Genomic DNA, 16,231 nt, shown 5'->3' on the forward strand with positions numbered 1-16,231 from the left:
GCCAGCCCGGCCGGGCTGCGGGCGCAGGACCGGGTCGCCGCGCGAGACAATGGGCCGGTGACCAGTAGCCCTGTTCTTGACCCCGCCCGCCTTACGAAGTTCCGCGAGGCGTTGCTCGCCGCCGCGTTCACCGCCGACGGCTGCCTCGACCTGCTCGGGCCCACCGGGTACGCCGCGTTGGCCCGCAGCGAGGCGGTGCCCGCGCTGCGGGCGACGCGTGGCGGGACTCCGTTGGAGACGCTGGTGCGGCTCTTCCTGCTCCAGCAGCCCGTCCGGTACGCCGCCGCCGCGGCCGCGCTGCCGGTGGACGACTGCCTGGCGGACGGGTGGCTGAGCAGGGACGGGGACGACGTACGGGCGACCGTGGACGTGCGCCCGTACGCCAACGAGGTGGCCGGGCTGCCCAGTGCGGACGCGTGGGTGGTGTCGGACCTCGGGTGTGCCGTCGGCGGCGCCGGTGGCATCGGGTCGGGGGAGACGGCTCAGGGGGTGGCGCGCAAGGACCTGGTGCTCGGGGTGGGCGGCGCGTCGACGACGCTGGCGGGCCTCACCGTGCGGCGGCCGGTCCGGGCGGCGCTCGACCTCGGGTCGGGCTCCGGCGTGCAGGCCCTGCACGCCGCGCGCCACGCGCAGCGGGTCACCGCGACCGACCTCAACCCGCGTGCCCTGCACTTCACCCGGCTGACGCTCGCGCTCTCGGGTTTCGAGCACACCGAGGCCGTCGAGGGCAGCCTCTTCGAGCCGGTGGCCGACCGGAAGTTCGACCTGATCGTCTCCAACCCGCCGTTCGTGATCTCGCCCGGCAGCCGTTTCGTCTACCGCGACGGGGGCATGGCCGGCGACGACCTGTCCCGCAGCCTGGTCCGGGGTGCGGCCGGGCACCTGGAGCCCGGCGGCTACTGCCAGTTGCTGGCGAACTGGCAGCACGTCAAGGGCGAGGACTGGCAGGACCGGTTGTCCGGCTGGGTCGCGGGCACCGGGCTGGACGCCTGGGTGGTGCAGCGGGACGTCCAGGACGTCGCGCAGTACGTCGAGCTGTGGCTGCGTGACGGCGGCGACCACCGAGGCCCCGGCAGCGACTACCAGGCCCGTTACAACGACTGGTTGGACGCCTTCGAGGCGGCGCGGGTCGAGGGGATCGGCTTCGGCTGGATCACCCTGCGGGCGAGCGGCGCGGACCGGCCGACCGTACGGGTCGAGGAGTGGCCGCACTCGGTCGAGCAGCCGCTCGGCCCGCACATCGAGAGCTGGTTCGACCGGCAGGACTTCCTGCGGACGCACGACGACGCCGCTCTGCTGGCCGCGCGCTACGTGCTCGCCGACGAGGTGGTGCAGGAGCAGATCGGCGCGCCGGGTGCGGAGGATCCGGAGCATGTGATCCTCCGTCACAATCGTGGCATGCGGCGCGCGACCAAGGTGGACACGGTCGGCGCGGGCTTCGTCGGGGTCTGCGACGGGACGCTCGCGGCCGGTGAGATCGTCGACGCGATCGCCCAGCTGCTGGGCGAGGACCGCGTGGTGCTCCGTGACCGGGTGCCGGAGTCGCTGCGGATGCTCACCGAGCAGGGCTTCGTGACCCCGGTGTCGTGACGGTCGCGAGAGTCGTGGCGGTTGTGACAGCCGCGACGGTCGTGACGACTGTCCGGGCGCCTGCCCGCCTCGGGCGACGTCTCGGAGGATGAGACGACGGCCCGGCCGACGGCGGCCGGGCCGGGGTGCGGGGGATCAGGGCCTCACCGGCTCACGGGTGGTAGGCCGCCGTCGAGGGGGCGGACGCCGCCGTCGCGGAGGCGGCCGCAGGCGACGAGGCCGAGCGCGGCGGTGGCGAGCAGGCGAGGTGCGGGCATGGTGTGTTCCCCCTGAGGTGCGTCCAGCTGGTGAGACCGTGTGCACGTGACGTCCGGCAGATCTCTGCACGGCGGAGGACGGGGCGGGGTTGCGGCCGCTGCCCGGTCGTGACGCGGCGTCGGCAGAAGGTGACATCCGCGCCAGTTCACCCGTCCGCCAACTCGGTGACCCCTGAAGTACCCCGAACGTCGGCCCCGGGTTGTCCACAGGCTGTCACGCTCCGTCCACAAGGCTGTGGACAGGCGAGCGAGGGAGGCGAACGGTGGAGACGCCGACGGCAATGGGAGCGGGAGTCGTCCTGACCCTCTTCGGCAGCGTGCTCCTGTTCTGGTGCGCCCTCGAAGTGCGCCTTCGCCACCACCTGCGCCGCCACGGCGTCTCGGTCACCGCGCGGGTCGTCGCCGACGGGGATCCTTACGGCGAGCCCTACGGCGATCCGTACGGCGAACTCGACAGTGCCCCGCTGCTCGCCTACTCCACCCTGCCGTCGGTCGGCCTGGTGTCGGCCCGTGGCGAGGCAGGCCGGGGTGAGGCGGGCCGTGCGGAGTCGGTGCTGGCCCGGCCCCGGGGGATCACCCCGCTGCGCCGCCCGGCCGGGCTGACGCCCGGGGCGACCGTCCGGGTCGCGTACGACGCCCGGCGGCCGAGCCGGGTGGTGCTCGCGGTGGGCCAGACCGTGCCCGCGCTGCCCAGCGACATCTTCTGGGCCCTGCTCGGAACCAGCGCGATGGCCGGCGGACTGAGCCTGCTGGCCGCCGTCGTGACCGGATGAGAACCGGCCGGCCCGGCCGCAGCCCGGCACCCACCGGCACCGGACCCGCGCTCCAGCGGCACTGAACCCGGCACTGAACCCGGCACTGAACCCGGCACTGAATCCGGCACTGAATCCGGCACTGAGCTCAGCACCGAGCCCGCGCCCCACCGGCACTGAGCAGCAACCTAGCCCGCATCCCCCAGCACCGAACCGGCGGCGGACCGACCTCGAACCCGCGTCGGACCGGCAGGGGGCCGGCCCCTCGGCTTCGTCCGGATCTCGCCTTTCAAAGGCGCCGCCGACCCCTCCGTACGGCACCGGGACCCCGTCCGCGCAGCGAAAAGGCGCGGCATCGGGTTACCGTTCGAGTGGCGTGAGGCGGCCTTGCCGGTGAAATTACGGGATCCGTCCGTTTGACAAGGGTGGCCAGGGTACGGTCACACTCCGCTGGTGGGGCCGTCGCGCAGCGGCAGCCCCGGTCGGCGGTGGGCCGGGTGGATCCCGTCCTTGCCGGCCGCGCCGCCGTCAGACGTAACGACCGGGAGAGAAGAGCGAAGGTGTCCCCGAGCAGCGAGACCGCGCACGGCAAGCGACTCGTCATTGTCGAGTCGCCGGCCAAGGCGAAGACGATCAAGGGCTACCTTGGCCCCGGCTACATCGTCGAGGCCAGCGTCGGGCACATCCGCGACCTTCCCGGCACCGCGGCGGAGGTCCCGGACCAGTACACCGGTGAGGTGCGCCGCCTCGGCGTCGACGTCGACCACGACTTCGCCCCCATCTACGTGGTCAACGCGGACAAGAAGTCGCAGGTCTCCAAGCTCAAGGCGCTGCTCAAGGAGTCCGACGAACTCTTCCTCGCCACCGATGAGGACCGCGAGGGCGAGGCCATCGCCTGGCACCTGCAGGAGGTGCTCAAGCCCAAGGTCCCGGTCAAGCGGATGGTCTTCCACGAGATCACCAAGGCCGCGATCCAGGAGGCCGTCGCCAACCCGCGCGAGCTGAACCAGCGCCTGGTCGACGCCCAGGAGACCCGTCGCATCCTCGACCGCCTCTACGGCTACGAGGTCTCGCCGGTCCTGTGGAAGAAGGTCATGCCGAAGCTCTCGGCGGGCCGCGTCCAGTCGGTGGCGACCCGGCTCGTGGTGGAGCGCGAGCGCGAGCGGATCGCGTTCCGGACCGCCTCGTACTGGGACCTGACGGCCACTTTCGGTACCGGTCGCACGGCCGTGGACGCCGCGAACCCGGAGACCTTCGGGGCCCGGCTCTCGACGATCGACGGCAAGCGGATCGCCTCCGGCCGTGACTTCGGCTCCGACGGGCAGATCAAGAGCGCCAACACCCTGCACCTGGACGAGACCTCCGCCCGCGCGCTGGCCGCCGCCCTGGAGCAGACCCCGTTCAGCGTCCGCAGCGTCGAGTCCAAGCCGTACCGTCGCTCGCCGTACGCGCCGTTCCGCACCACGACGCTCCAGCAGGAGGCCAGCCGCAAGCTGGGCTTCGGCGCGAAGCGGACCATGCAGGTGGCCCAGAAGCTGTACGAGAACGGCTTCATCACCTATATGCGTACCGACTCGACCACCCTCTCGGACACCGCGATCAACGCGGCCCGGGCGCAGGTCACCCAGCTGTACGGGGCGGACTACCTCCCCGACGCGCCGCGTACGTACGCCAGCAAGGTCAAGAACGCCCAGGAGGCGCACGAGGCGATCCGCCCCTCGGGTGACCGCTTCCGTACGCCCGCCGAGACGGGTTTGAGCAGCGACGAGTTCCGGCTGTACGAGCTGATCTGGATGCGCACCGTCGCTTCGCAGATGAAGGACGCCGTCGGGCAGTCCGTCACGGTCAAGGTCGGCGGGACCTCCTCGGACGGCCGGGCGGTGGAGTTCTCCGCCTCCGGCAAGATCATCACCTTCCACGGCTTCCTCAAGGCCTACGTCGAGGGCGCGGACGACCCGAACGCCGAGCTGGACGACCGCGAGCGCCGGCTGCCCCAGGTCACCGAGGGCGACCCGCTGGCCGCCGAGCAGCTGAACCCCGAGGGCCACGCCACCAAGCCGCCGGCCCGCTTCACCGAGGCCTCGCTGGTCAAGGAGCTGGAGGACCGGGAGATCGGCCGTCCGTCGACGTACGCGTCGATCATCGACACGATCATCAACCGGAAGTACGTCTTCAAGAAGGGCACGGCGCTCGTCCCGTCCTTCCTCTCCTTCGCGGTCGTCAACCTGCTGGAGAAGCACTTCGGACGGCTCGTCGACTACGACTTCACCGCCCGCATGGAGGACGACCTCGACCGGATCGCCAACGGCGAGGCGCAGTCCGTGCCGTGGCTGAAGCGCTTCTACTTCGGCGCGACCGGTGAGGGCGAGGGCGCAGCCGTCGGCGGCGCCGCCGACGCGGGCAACGGCGACGGCGACCACCTCGGCGGTCTGAAGGAGCTCGTCACCGACCTCGGGGCGATCGACGCCCGCGAGATCAGCTCCTTCCCGCTGAACAGCGAGATCACCCTGCGGGTCGGCCGCTACGGCCCGTACGTGGAGAAGGCGTCCCCGGTGGAGGGCGAGCCCGGCCAGCGTGCCGACGTTCCCGACGAGATGCCGCCGGACGAGCTGACCGTCGAGCTGGCCGAGGAGCTGCTGGCCAAGCCGAGCGGCGACTTCGAGCTGGGCACCGACCCGGTCAGCGGGAACCCGCTGGTCGCCAAGGACGGCCGCTACGGCCCGTACGTCACCGAGATCCTCCCCGAGGGGACCCCGAAGACGGGCAAGAACGCCGTCAAGCCGCGCACCGCGTCGCTGCTCAAGACGATGTCGCTGGACACCGTCACGCTGGCGGACGCGCTGCGGCTGCTCTCGCTGCCCCGGGTGGTCGGGGTGGACGCCGAGGGCGTGGAGATCACCGCGCAGAACGGCCGCTACGGTCCGTACCTGAAGAAGGGCACCGACTCCCGTTCGCTCACGGACGAGGAGCAGATGTTCACGGTCACCCTCGAAGAGGCTCTGGCCATCTACGCCCAGCCCAAGCAGCGCGGCCGGGCCGCCGCCGCGCCGCCGCTCAAGGAGCTCGGCAACGACCCGGTCAGCGAGCGTCCGGTGGTGGTCAAGGACGGCCGCTTCGGCCCGTACGTGACCGACGGCGAGACCAACGCGACGCTCCGCAAGGACGACGAGGTCGAGACCATCACGCCGGAGCGCGGCTTCGAGCTGCTCGCCGAGAAGCGGGCGCGCGGGCCGGTGAAGAAGACCGCGAAGAAGGCGCCGGCCAAGAAGGCCCCCGCCAAGAAGGCGGCCGCGACGAAGGAGACGGCGGCGAAGAAGACCGCCGTGAAGAAGACGGCGGCCAAGAAGACCGCCACCGCCAAGACCGCCACCGCGAAGAAGGCGCCGGCCAAGAAGGCCGTGGCGAAGACCGCCGCAGCGAAGACGGCAGCGGCGGCCGACGAGAGCTGACCGGTGCTGTGCACGGCGGGCCCGTACCGGGAGGTGCGGGCCCGTCGTGCGTCACAACCCTGTCATGACGCGGCGCCGGGGGGCCTTCCCCCCATGGGCGGCAGGCCCCGACCGCTACCCTGACGGTATGACGAGCGAGGCGCAGCCCACCCCCACGCGCACCGGTGCACCCGATCTGCCCGAGGTGGCCCCGGCCGGCACTCCCGGCGAACGGGCCCGCGCGCTGCTCCGGCTGCGCCCGTACCGGCGGCTCTGGACGGCCCAACTGGTGAGCGGTACGGCGGACCGGCTGAGCCTGCTCGTGCTGCTCGTCCTCGGCTGGGCGGCCGCGGCCGCCCAGGGGCCGTTCGGACACGGCTACCGGGGTGAGGCGTTCGCGGTCGCGGCCGTCCTCGCGGCCCGGCTGCTCGCCTCCGGGCTGTTCGGCGCCGCGCTGCTCGGCCCGCTGCACCGGCTGGTCGGCGGCAGGCTGGACCGCCGCTGGACGCTGCTCGGGGCCGACGTCCTGCGGGCGGTATTGATCGGTGTCGCGCCGTGGTGGCTCACCTGGACGCACGGTTCGGCGGTCTACCTGCTGCTCGGCACGGCGTTTCTGACCGGTGCCGCCGAGCGGGTCTGGTCGGTCACCAAGGGCGCGGCGGTGCCCGGCCTGCTCCCCCCTGCCGACCCGTACGCCCCGGCGGCGGAGCAGCGGCCGTCCGCCGCCGAGCTGGACACCGTCCGCCGGCTGGACCTGCGGACCGGCTGGGCCACCGTCCCGCTCGCCGCCGTCGCGCTGATCGCGCTGACGCTGGTCAACAACGTCTGCGCGGCGCTCGGCTCGGACTGGCTGCGGGCGAACCAGGTCACCGTCGCCGGGCTCGGCGCGGCCGCGCTGTCCGTCGTGGCCGCCGTGCTGATCTACCCGCAGGAGCTGCCCAGCGGCGCGTCCGCCGCTCCGCGCTCCCCGTTGCAGGGCCTGCGCGCCCCCACCGACGCGACCCCCGGACCGGCCCTGACCAAGGGCCGTACCGGCTCCGCCCCGTACTTCACCTTCGCCGTCGCCGCCGCGTACGCCTCGATGGCGGGCGTCGCCTCGCTCGGGCTGCTCACCGCCGTCGACCACCGGGCCGGACCGATCGGTTTCGCGCTGCTGGTGCTCGCCGCCGCCGGGGCACCGGCGGTCGGCATCCGGCTCAGCAAGGCCGTGCTGCCCGCGCTCTCCCGCCGCCGGCTGCTCGCGCTGGCGCTGCTCACGGCCGGGGTCTCGCTGATCCTGGCCGGGCTGGTCTTCGACTTCGTCCTCGTCCTGCTGCTCACCGCGCTGGCCGGCCTGGCCGCCGGGATCGTCATCGCCACCGGCCGCACGCTGCTGGCCCAGGAGGTCGAGGAGCTCCGGCTGCCCAAGGTCACCGAGCACCTGTACGCGGTGCTGCGGGTCGTGGTGGGTGCCGCGCTGGTGGCCGTCCCGCTGATCGCCGCCGCTTACGGCGAGGTCCGGTACGGCGAGATCAAGCCAGGCGGGTTCACCTTCATCCACGGCGGTGCGGCGCTCGCCATCGCCACCGCCGGACTGCTCACCATGGTGCTCGCGGCGGTGGTGCTGCTGAAGACCGACGACCAGCGCGGCACCCTCCCGCTCGGCCGCGAGCTGGTCCGCTCGCTGCGCGGCGGCGCCCCGCTCGCCCCGCACCGGACCACCGGTACCGGCTTCTTCATCGCCCTGGAGGGCGGCGACGGCGCCGGGAAGTCCACCCAGGCGAACGCGCTCGCCGAGTGGATCCGCAGCAAGGGCCACGAGGTGGTGCTCACCCGTGAGCCGGGCGGCAGCCCGATCGGGCAGCGGCTGCGCGCGCTCGTCCTGGACGTGGGCAACACCGGCCTCTCGCACCGGGCCGAGGCGCTGATCTACGCCGCCGACCGCGCCGAGCACGTGGAGAACGTGATCCGTCCCGCGCTGGAGCGCGGCGCGGTGGTGATCACCGACCGGTACATGGACTCCTCGATCGCCTACCAGGGCGCCGGCCGCGACCTGGCCGCGACCGAGGTGGCCCGGATCTCGCGCTGGGCCACCGGCGGGCTGGTGCCCGACCTGACCGTCGTGCTGGACGTCGACCCGACCGCGGCGCGGGAGCGGTTCACCGAGGCGCTGGACCGCCTGGAGTCCGAGCCCACCGAGTTCCACACCCGGGTCCGCTCCGGCTTCCTGGCGCTGGCCGCCGCCGACCCGGCGCGCTACCTGGTCGTCGACGGCAGCCGGCAGCCCTCCTCCGTCACCACCGCGATCCGCCACCGGCTCGACCGGGAGCTGCCGCTCTCCGCCCAGGAGCGGGCCGCGCAGGCCGAGCAGGAGCGGCTGGCCCGGGAGGCGGCCGAGCGCCGCGCCGCCGAGGAGGCCCGGCAGCGGGCTGAGGCCGAGGCGGCCGAGCGCAAGCGGCTCGAACTGCTGGAGGAGCTGCGCGCCGAACAGGCCGAGAAGGACCGGCTCGCCGAGCTGGAGGCCGCGCGGGCCGCCGAGGAGGCTGCGCGCAAGGCGGCCGAGGAGGCCAGGGCCAAGGCCGAGGCCGAGGCGGCGAAGCGGGCCGAGGAGGAAGCCGTACGCCGGGCTGAGGAGGAGGCCCGGCAGCAGGCCGAGGCCGCCGAGCGGGAGCGGCTGGCGGCGGAGGCCGCCGCGCAGGCCGAACTCCAGCGGCAGCGCGACCTCCAGCGGGCCGAACAGCGCCGCCGTGCGGAGGAGGCGCTCCAGCGGGCGGAGGAGGCCCGGCTGGCCGCATCGGCAGCAGAAGCAGCAGCAGCAGCCGCCGCTGACCGTGCCGCTGCCGGCACGACCGACCGCGACAGCGCCACCACGACGGTGGAGCTGCCGCAGGTCGGCGAGGTCGAGCAGCCCACCCAGGAGATCTCCGAGCGCGACCGCCAGGCCGCCGTCAAGGCCGCCGAGGCACTGCGGCCCACGCCCGACGAGACCGCGGTGCTGCCCCGGATCCCCGCGGCGGACGAGACCGCGGTGCTGCCGAGGATTCCTGCGGCGGACGAGACCGCGGTCCTCCCCAAGGTGTCGGAGGACCGCCTCCCGCGCGGTCTGTTCCGGGACGAGAAGCCGTCGGCCGCGAAGCCGCCGTTCGACAAGCCCTCGGTCGACAAGCCGTCGGCCGGCGACACCCGCGAGATGCCGGCCGTCGAGCCGCGCCCGCGGCCGTCCTGGGCCGAGGAGACGCCGATGGACGACCTGCCGAGCCTGACCGACACCCTGCTCGGCTCCCGCGACGAGTGGTCGCAGTGGCAGGGCGAGGGGCCGGAGGAGCCGGGCAGCGGCAAGGGCCGCAAGCGCCGGGGCGGCCGGGACTAGGGTCTGTCCCATATTTCCCGCCGCGCGGCGGCCCGCCCGGGGCTGTCGTCGCATCGCGTTAGGCTCGACCGGGACGCGGGCGAACTGCAGGGAGTATGGCGTGAGTGTCTGGGACGACCTGGTCGGCCAGGAGCGGGTGGTCGAGCAGCTGACGACCGCGGCCCGGGCCGCGCGGGCCACCGTGGCCGCAGGCCGTACGAGCACGGGGGCCTATGCCGCCGAGCCCGGGGTCAACGCCTCGCTGATGACGCACGCCTGGCTGTTCACGGGCCCGCCCGGGGCCGGTCAGACCACCGCCGCCCGGGCCTTCGCCGCCGCGCTCCAGTGCACCAGCCCCGATCTCGACCTGGGCGGGGTGCCCGGCTGCGGCTTCTGCGACGGCTGCCACACCGTGCTGTCCGGCAGCCACGCCGACGTGAAGTACGTCCGCACCGACGGTCTGTCGATCGGTGTCGGCGACATGCGCGCCCTCGTCCTGCGGGCCGCCAGCTACCCGACCGGCGGGCGCTGGTCGGTGATCCTGGTCGACGCCGCCCACCGGCTCACCGAGGCCGCCGCGAACGCGCTGCTCAAGGGTGTCGAGGAGCCGTCCCCGCGGACGGTCTGGCTGCTCTGCGCACCCTCCGTGCAGGACGTGCTGCCCACCATCCGCTCGCGCTGCCGCCTGCTGGTGCTGCGCACGCCCGCCGCCGAGGCGGTCGCCGACATGCTGGTCCGCCGCGACGGCGTCGAGCCGGAGACGGCCCGGATCGCCGCGCTCGCCGGGCAGGGCGACGTCGAGCGGGCCCGGCGGCTCGCCGTGGACGAGCAGGCCCGCGCCCGCCGGCTGGATGTGCTGCGGATCCCGCTGGAGGTCGCCGACATCGGTGGCTGCCTGGCCGCCGCGCAGCGGCTGGTCGACACCGCGAAGGCCGACGCCGAGGCGCTCGCCGAGACCCAGGACGCCAAGGAGAGCGACGACCTGAAGGCCGCCTACGGCGCGGTCGAGGGCAGCCGGGCCCCGCGCGGGATGGCGGGCGCGGCCAAGGAACTGGAGAAGCGCCAGAAGAGCCGGGCCACCCGCACCCGCCGGGAGACCCTCGGCGTCGCCCTGCTCGACCTGCTCGGCTTCTACCGCGACGTGCTGGCCGTCCAGCTCGGCTCGACCGGCGCGCTCGCCAACGAGGACCAGCGCCCGGCGCTCGGCCGGGTCGCGGCCTCGGGCACGCCGGAGAACACGCTGCGCCGGATGGAGGCCGTGCTGGCCTGCCGCCGCGCGATGGACCGGAACGTGGACCCGCTGCTCGCCGTCGAGGCGATGACGGTGGCGCTGCGCGCGGGCTGACGACGGCCCGGCAGGAGCCCCGGAAGCGGCCGGGCGGCGGCCGGGCGGTGACCCGGTGGCGCTGACCCCGGGACCCGGCGGCGGTGAGGACGGCCGCGCGGCGTCGCGCGGCAGGCTGACAATCGGTCAGACCGGTTGACGTACCGCACGATCCCTCGTTCGAGTGAACGTCGGCCGCCTCCCGGGAGCCCCGCCTCCCGGTGGGCCGATCGTCTTGCACCCTGTGGACCGAGTACGCCGTGGCTCCGGGCGCTGGTCGCCGGGGCCGCCCGGTCCGGTTCTCCCGAGGTGGTGCGTCCCATGTCCCGTCCGCTCCTCGTCGTACCTTTGCTGGCGTCAGTCGTCGTCGGGCTGTGGCTGGCCCGGTCCGCGCTCCGCCGGTGGCGTGACCTGAAGTCCGCGCAGACGTACGAACTGAGCTCCGAGCAGCGGCCGTTGCTGCTGCGGGCGGGAGGGGCGGTGCTCTGCGGCATGTGCGCCACGGCGTTGACGGTCGCGCTGACGCTGGACGGCCGGGGGCTGCCGAGCCTCCAGGAGGCCCGCGCACTGGCCGCCCCCGAGCCGCTGCCCGCCGCCTCCCAGGCGTCCCGGCCCGCCCCGCCGGCGCCGGCGTCCGCCGTGCCCGCCGCCGCGGCGCAGCTGCCGCCCGTGCTGACGCAGTTCCGGTCGATCGGGCACCCGGCCGAGGGCGAACTGCTGGAGGGCGCCGTCGCCGCGCCGGACGGTCGGCCCCGGGTGGTACGGGTCTGGGTACCGGCCCAGTACAGCGACGACAAGAAGGCCCGCTTCCCGGTGATCGTGCTGCACTCCGGGACGGCACACAAGACCGCCGACGGCGAGCTGCCGGACGTCTTCGACGGGATCGCCTCCGCCGTGAAGCTCGGCCGGGCCCGCCCGTTCGTGGTGGTCGCGCCCGAGTCGCCGACCGGGACGGCCCGTCCGTGCGAGCTGATCGCCGCCGCCCCGCAGGCCGTCGCCGACGACATCGCGCTGCGCGGGGCCGTCGCCGCGGCCTTCCGTACGCTGCCGGCCGGGCCGAGCGGCTGGGGCGTGCTCGGCATCGAGGGCGGCGCTCCCTGTGCCGTCGCCGCCGGGCTGACCCGTCCTGACCTGTACGGAGCGGCGGCCGCGGTCTCCGGCCGTTACGACACGGCCGCGCTCGCCCAGACCGGCGCCGACGCCCCGGGCAGCGGCGCCGCGCGGCTGCTGCTCGCCGCCGCCAAGGACGACGCCGAGGGGCAGGACGCCGCCCGCAAGCTGCAGAGCGCCCTGCACGACGGGAAGGGCGGCGCCGCCCGCGCCGACGTGAAGATCTCCGACGTGGTGCAGGACTACGCGCCCGACCGGGAGCGGTTGCGGCTGGTCCGGATCGCGGTGCAGTACCTCGCGTCGACCCTGGCGCGGCCGTCCTGACGGGTTGCCCGGCAGGGTCGCGCTGCCGCATTCGATTCGGCCCGGTGCGGCAGTGCCGGCGCGGATGCCGCTGCCCGGCTGTCCTACCCGGTTGTCCTACCCGGCTGTCCTACTCGGTTGTCCTGACGGGGCTGTCCTGTCCGGCTGCCCCGACGGGGCCGTCCTGGCACGGCTGCCCGTGGTGATCGACCGCAGGCCGTTACGCTCAAGTCCAGCCGGTCGCCGACCGGCGTCCGAGGGGAGAGAGATCCACCATGCGAGCTGTCCGGCAGAACCGTGTCCTGCCCGCCGTGACGGCCGCCGCAGCGCTGCTCCTGGCGGGCTGCACCTCCTCGGCCCACGTCGCCGAACCCCGGCCCCCGGGTACCTCCGCGAGCTCGCCGTCCTCCTCGGACGGCATGCCCGCCGCCACGCCGCTGGCTCCGCTGCCCGCTGCCGTCCCGGCGGCGCTGGCCCCGTACTACGCGCAGAAGCTCAGCTGGCAGCCCTGTGACACCGATTTCGAGTGCACCACCTTCAAGGTCCCGCTCGACTACGACCACCCCGGCACCGGGGGCGACCTCACGCTCACGGCCGCCCGCAAGCCCGCCTCCGGCACCGCCACCCGGCTCGGCTCCCTGCTGCTCAACCCCGGCGGCCCGGGCGGCTCCGCGGTCGACTACCTGGAGTCCGTCGCCAACGGCTACGACTCCGGGGTGCGGGCCGCGTACGACCTGGTCGGCCTCGACCCGCGCGGGGTCGGCCGCAGCAGCCCGGTGACCTGTCTCGCCAACGACCGGATGGACGCCTACACGGCGGTCGACATCACCCCCGAGGACCAGGCCAGGACGGACGCCCTGGTGGCGGCCGACAAGGAGTTCGCGGCGGCCTGCCAGCAGAAGTCCGGGGCTCTGCTCGGCCACGTCAGCACCGTCGAGTCGGCCCGGGACCTGGACGTGCTGCGTGCCCTGCTGGGCGACGACAAGCTGCACTACCTCGGCAAGTCGTACGGCACCTTCCTCGGCGCCACCTACGCCGGACTGTTCCCCGGCCGGGTCGGCCGGATGGTGCTGGACGGTGCGATGGACCCCTCGCTCGACGCCGTCGCCGGGAACAAGGCGCAGGCCGGCGGCTTCGAGACCGCCTGGTCGGCCTTCGCCAAGGACTGCGTCACGCACGAGGACTGCCCGATCGGCGGGACGGAGCAGCAGGCCGGCCAGCAGCTCGACGCGCTGTTCAAGCAGCTCTCCGCCCAGCCGCTGCCCACCGACTCCGGCCGCACGCTGTCGGAGTCCCAGGCCACCACCGGTGTGATCCAGGCGATGTACGCCGAGGCCCTCTGGCCGCAGCTGCGCAGCGCGCTCGCCGATGCGAAGTCGGGGAGCGGCACCAAGCTGCTCCAGCTCTCCGACGACTACTACGAGCGCTCGCCGGACGGCGGCTACCCGAACCTGATGTTCGCCAACATGGCCGTCAACTGCCTCGACTTGCCCGCGCCGTTCGCCGGTCCGGACGCGGTCCGCAGCGCGGTGCCCGCCTTCGAGGCGGTGTCGCCGCACTTCGGGCAGGACATGGCCTGGATGGCGCTGTCCTGCGCGTACTGGCCGGTCAAGGCCACCGGCGCGGCGCACACCGTCAAGGCGGCGGGCTCCGGCCCGATCGTGGTGGTCGGCACCACCCGCGACCCGGCCACGCCGTACGCCTGGGCGCAGTCGCTGGCCGGCCAGCTGGAGTCGGGCCGCCTGCTGACGTACGACGGGGACGGGCACACCGCCTACGGGCGCCACAACAGCTGCGTGGACGACGCGGTCAACCGCTATCTGCTGGGCGGCGACGCGCCGGCCGCGGGGACGCGCTGCGCCAAGTAGCACCCGGGCGGGCCCGCTCCGCCGAAACCTACTGGCGGAGCCGCCGCCACCGCGACGTACGATGATGCGCCCACCCAGCGCTAGTACGAGGAGTCGCACCGTGCTCGGAGTCCACGACCTGGCAACGTACGTACTCGGTGCCCTGGTCATCGTCCTGCTGCCCGGCCCCAACTCGCTCTACGTCCTCTCGGTGGCCGCCCGCAAGGGCGTCCGTACCGGCTACCGGGCCGCCGCGGGGGTCTTCGTCGGCGACCTCACGCTGATAAGCCTGACCTCGCTCGGCGCGGCCTCGCTGCTCAAGGCCAACCCGGCGGTGTTCGCGGTGGTGAAGTTCGGCGGCGCGGCGTACCTGCTCTGGATCGGCTTCGGCATGCTGCGGGCCGCCCGGCAGCTCTGGCGCGAGCACCGGCCCGGCGCGGCGGCCGAGCCGGCCGCGGCCCCCGCGGAGACGGTGGAGCACCCCTTCCGGCGGGCACTGGTGATCAGCCTGCTCAACCCGAAGGCCATCCTCTTCCTGCTCTCCTTCTTCACCCAGTTCGTCGACCGCTCCTACGGTCAGCCGGCCCTCTCCTTCGGCCTGCTCGGCGGCATCCTGCAGACCTTCAGCGTGCTCTACCTCTCCACCCTGATCTTCGCGGGCACCACCCTCGCCACCGCCTTCCGCCGCCGCAAGCGCCTCTCCGCGGGCCTGACCAGCGGTGTAGCCGTCCTGTTCGCCGGTTTCGCCGCGAAGCTCCTGGTCTCCTCCGCCTGAACCCCGTACGGATCACCGCCGAAAAGTGTGTAGACTGGCGCCCGTTGCCGACGCGGTGTCCGACCCCAGGGTCATGGCTCCAGCAGGCAGCGGTGCCGCCTTAGCTCAGTTGGCCAGAGCAACGCACTCGTAATGCGTAGGTCTCGGGTTCGAATCCCGAAGGCGGCTCCGATAAGGCCCAGGTCAGAATCTCTGACCTGGGCCTTTCGTCGTCCTGTGGGCTGGTCCGCGCGAGTTCCGGACTCCCGGACTCCCGGGGTTTCGGGGTGCTGGTGGGACTGTCCGGTTGGACCGGGTGCCGGCGGCCGGCCGGGGATGTTGCGGGGGCGGGCTCCCGGGGCCGGTGTGGAGTGTGGTCGGTCACAGAGTGACGTGGCGCCGGCAGTGGTGGCGGCCGCCGGCCCGTCGGCCGGGGGGTCGTGGGGGCGTGGGGCAAGGCGGCAGGTGGGAGGGTGTCGCGGGTGGCCGGAGGGTGGTGGTTTCGGCCCGGCCGGTCGGTGCCGCAAGGGTGCTGACGGTGCGTCGGGTTGGGCTCTGGTCGAGACCAGTGGCGGACTTGGTGGGAATACGCTCTATTCCCGGTGGGGTTGTTTCGGTCAGGGGTTCCGGGGCGGTCGACGACGGGGGCACACACCATGGAGACACGCTGGCTGGAGACGTTCGTCGTGGCGGCCCGGGCCGGGAGCATGAGCGCTGCGGCCGAACGGCTCGCCTACGCCCGCTCCACGGTGACGGGTCACATCCAGAGCCTCGAACGCGCCCTGGGGGCGAAGCTGTTGGACCGCCGGTCGCAGGGCCAGCCGCTCACCCTGTCGGGGGTGGCCCTGCTGGAGCACGCGGAGAACATCCTCGACAGCATGAAGCGGGCCCGCGCCGCCGTGGTCGAGGCGGAGGAGGGCCGCAGCGCTCCGCTCCAGCTCGGGGCCACCGAGTCGGTCACCTCCTACCGGCTGCCGGTCTTCCTGCGGATGATGGGCCGGTTCATCCCCGACCTGAGTGTCGAGGTGGAGACGGCGACGGTCTCCCGGCTGTGCGAGCAGGTGCTCACCGGCCGTCCGAGCGTCGTCCTGGTCAACGGGACGCACGACCGGCTCGGCTCCGAGGCGGCCGACCCCGCACTCGTCTCCAGCCGGGTGCTGTGGGAGGAGGACGTCTGCATGGTCGGGATCCCGGCCGCGGCGGCCCGCCCGAAGCGGGTCCTGCTGACGCGGCCCGGCTGCGTGTACCGCGAGATCACCGACGCCGACTTCCTGGGCCGGCTCCCCGGGGTGGAGCCCGTACAGGTGGGCAGTCTGGACGGGGTGAAGTCGTCGGTGCTGGCCGGCCTCGGCGTCGGGTTGCTGCCGGTGGCGGCCGTCCAGCCGTGGCTGGCCGGCGGCCAGCTGGTGGAGCTGCCGTTGCGGACCGAGCGCAAGGTGGTCACCGAGGTGGTGTGGAACCGCCGGACGTGTCCCGGGTTCGTCACCGAGCATCTGCGGCGCCTCGGCGCCACCGCGGAACTGGCGGCGAGCTGACGG

General features: G+C 73.8%; 9 protein-coding genes and 1 tRNA gene. All 10 read left to right on the forward strand.

Going from position 1 to position 16,231, the window contains the following annotated elements:
• The first annotated feature begins 57 nt into the window (after window positions 1-57).
• The 10 genes from ABD330_RS09850 (at window position 58) to ABD330_RS09895 (ending at window position 16,228) form a co-directional block, all read left to right on the forward strand.
• Window positions 58-1,590 carry a DUF7059 domain-containing protein gene (locus tag ABD330_RS09850; protein WP_344463018.1) on the forward strand — a complete coding sequence of 511 codons (1,533 nt, stop codon included), beginning with the start codon at window positions 58-60 and terminating at the stop codon, window positions 1,588-1,590.
• Between the two features lie 520 nt (window positions 1,591-2,110).
• Window positions 2,111-2,620 (forward strand): DUF3592 domain-containing protein, encoded by a 510-nt coding sequence (locus ABD330_RS09855; RefSeq protein WP_344463020.1) that lies wholly within the window; start codon window positions 2,111-2,113, stop codon window positions 2,618-2,620.
• Window positions 2,621-3,159: 539 nt separating this feature from the next.
• The gene (topA, locus tag ABD330_RS09860; protein ID WP_344463022.1) at window positions 3,160-6,048 is read left to right on the forward strand and encodes a type I DNA topoisomerase; all 2,889 of its coding nucleotides are present in this window, start codon (window positions 3,160-3,162) and stop codon (window positions 6,046-6,048) included.
• A 127-nt stretch (window positions 6,049-6,175) separates the two neighbouring features.
• Window positions 6,176-9,376, forward strand: a complete 3,201-nt coding sequence (gene tmk, locus ABD330_RS09865) for a dTMP kinase (protein WP_344463024.1) — start codon at window positions 6,176-6,178, stop codon at window positions 9,374-9,376.
• A 100-nt stretch (window positions 9,377-9,476) separates the two neighbouring features.
• A complete protein-coding gene (locus ABD330_RS09870) occupies window positions 9,477-10,700 on the forward strand; it encodes a DNA polymerase III subunit delta' (protein ID WP_344463026.1) in 1,224 nt (407 codons plus the stop codon).
• A 300-nt stretch (window positions 10,701-11,000) separates the two neighbouring features.
• Window positions 11,001-12,113 (forward strand): alpha/beta hydrolase, encoded by a 1,113-nt coding sequence (locus ABD330_RS09875; protein WP_344463028.1) that lies wholly within the window; start codon window positions 11,001-11,003, stop codon window positions 12,111-12,113.
• 254 nt (window positions 12,114-12,367) lie between these two features.
• On the forward strand, window positions 12,368-13,960 hold the full coding sequence (locus tag ABD330_RS09880) for an alpha/beta hydrolase (RefSeq protein WP_344463030.1): 1,593 nt from the start codon (window positions 12,368-12,370) through the stop codon (window positions 13,958-13,960).
• 100 nt (window positions 13,961-14,060) lie between these two features.
• On the forward strand, window positions 14,061-14,714 hold the full coding sequence (gene leuE, locus ABD330_RS09885; protein WP_344463032.1) for a leucine efflux protein LeuE: 654 nt from the start codon (window positions 14,061-14,063) through the stop codon (window positions 14,712-14,714).
• A 94-nt stretch (window positions 14,715-14,808) separates the two neighbouring features.
• Window positions 14,809-14,882 (forward strand) — tRNA-Thr (locus tag ABD330_RS09890).
• Window positions 14,883-15,349: 467 nt separating this feature from the next.
• Window positions 15,350-16,228: a LysR family transcriptional regulator gene (locus tag ABD330_RS09895; RefSeq protein WP_344463034.1), complete on the forward strand. Its 879-nt coding sequence runs from the start codon at window positions 15,350-15,352 to the stop codon at window positions 16,226-16,228.
• Window positions 16,229-16,231: the final 3 nt, after the last annotated feature.

Origin of the sequence: Kitasatospora kazusensis (assembly GCF_039529945.1) — a bacterium.
Lineage (GTDB): Bacteria > Actinomycetota > Actinomycetes > Streptomycetales > Streptomycetaceae > Kitasatospora > Kitasatospora kazusensis.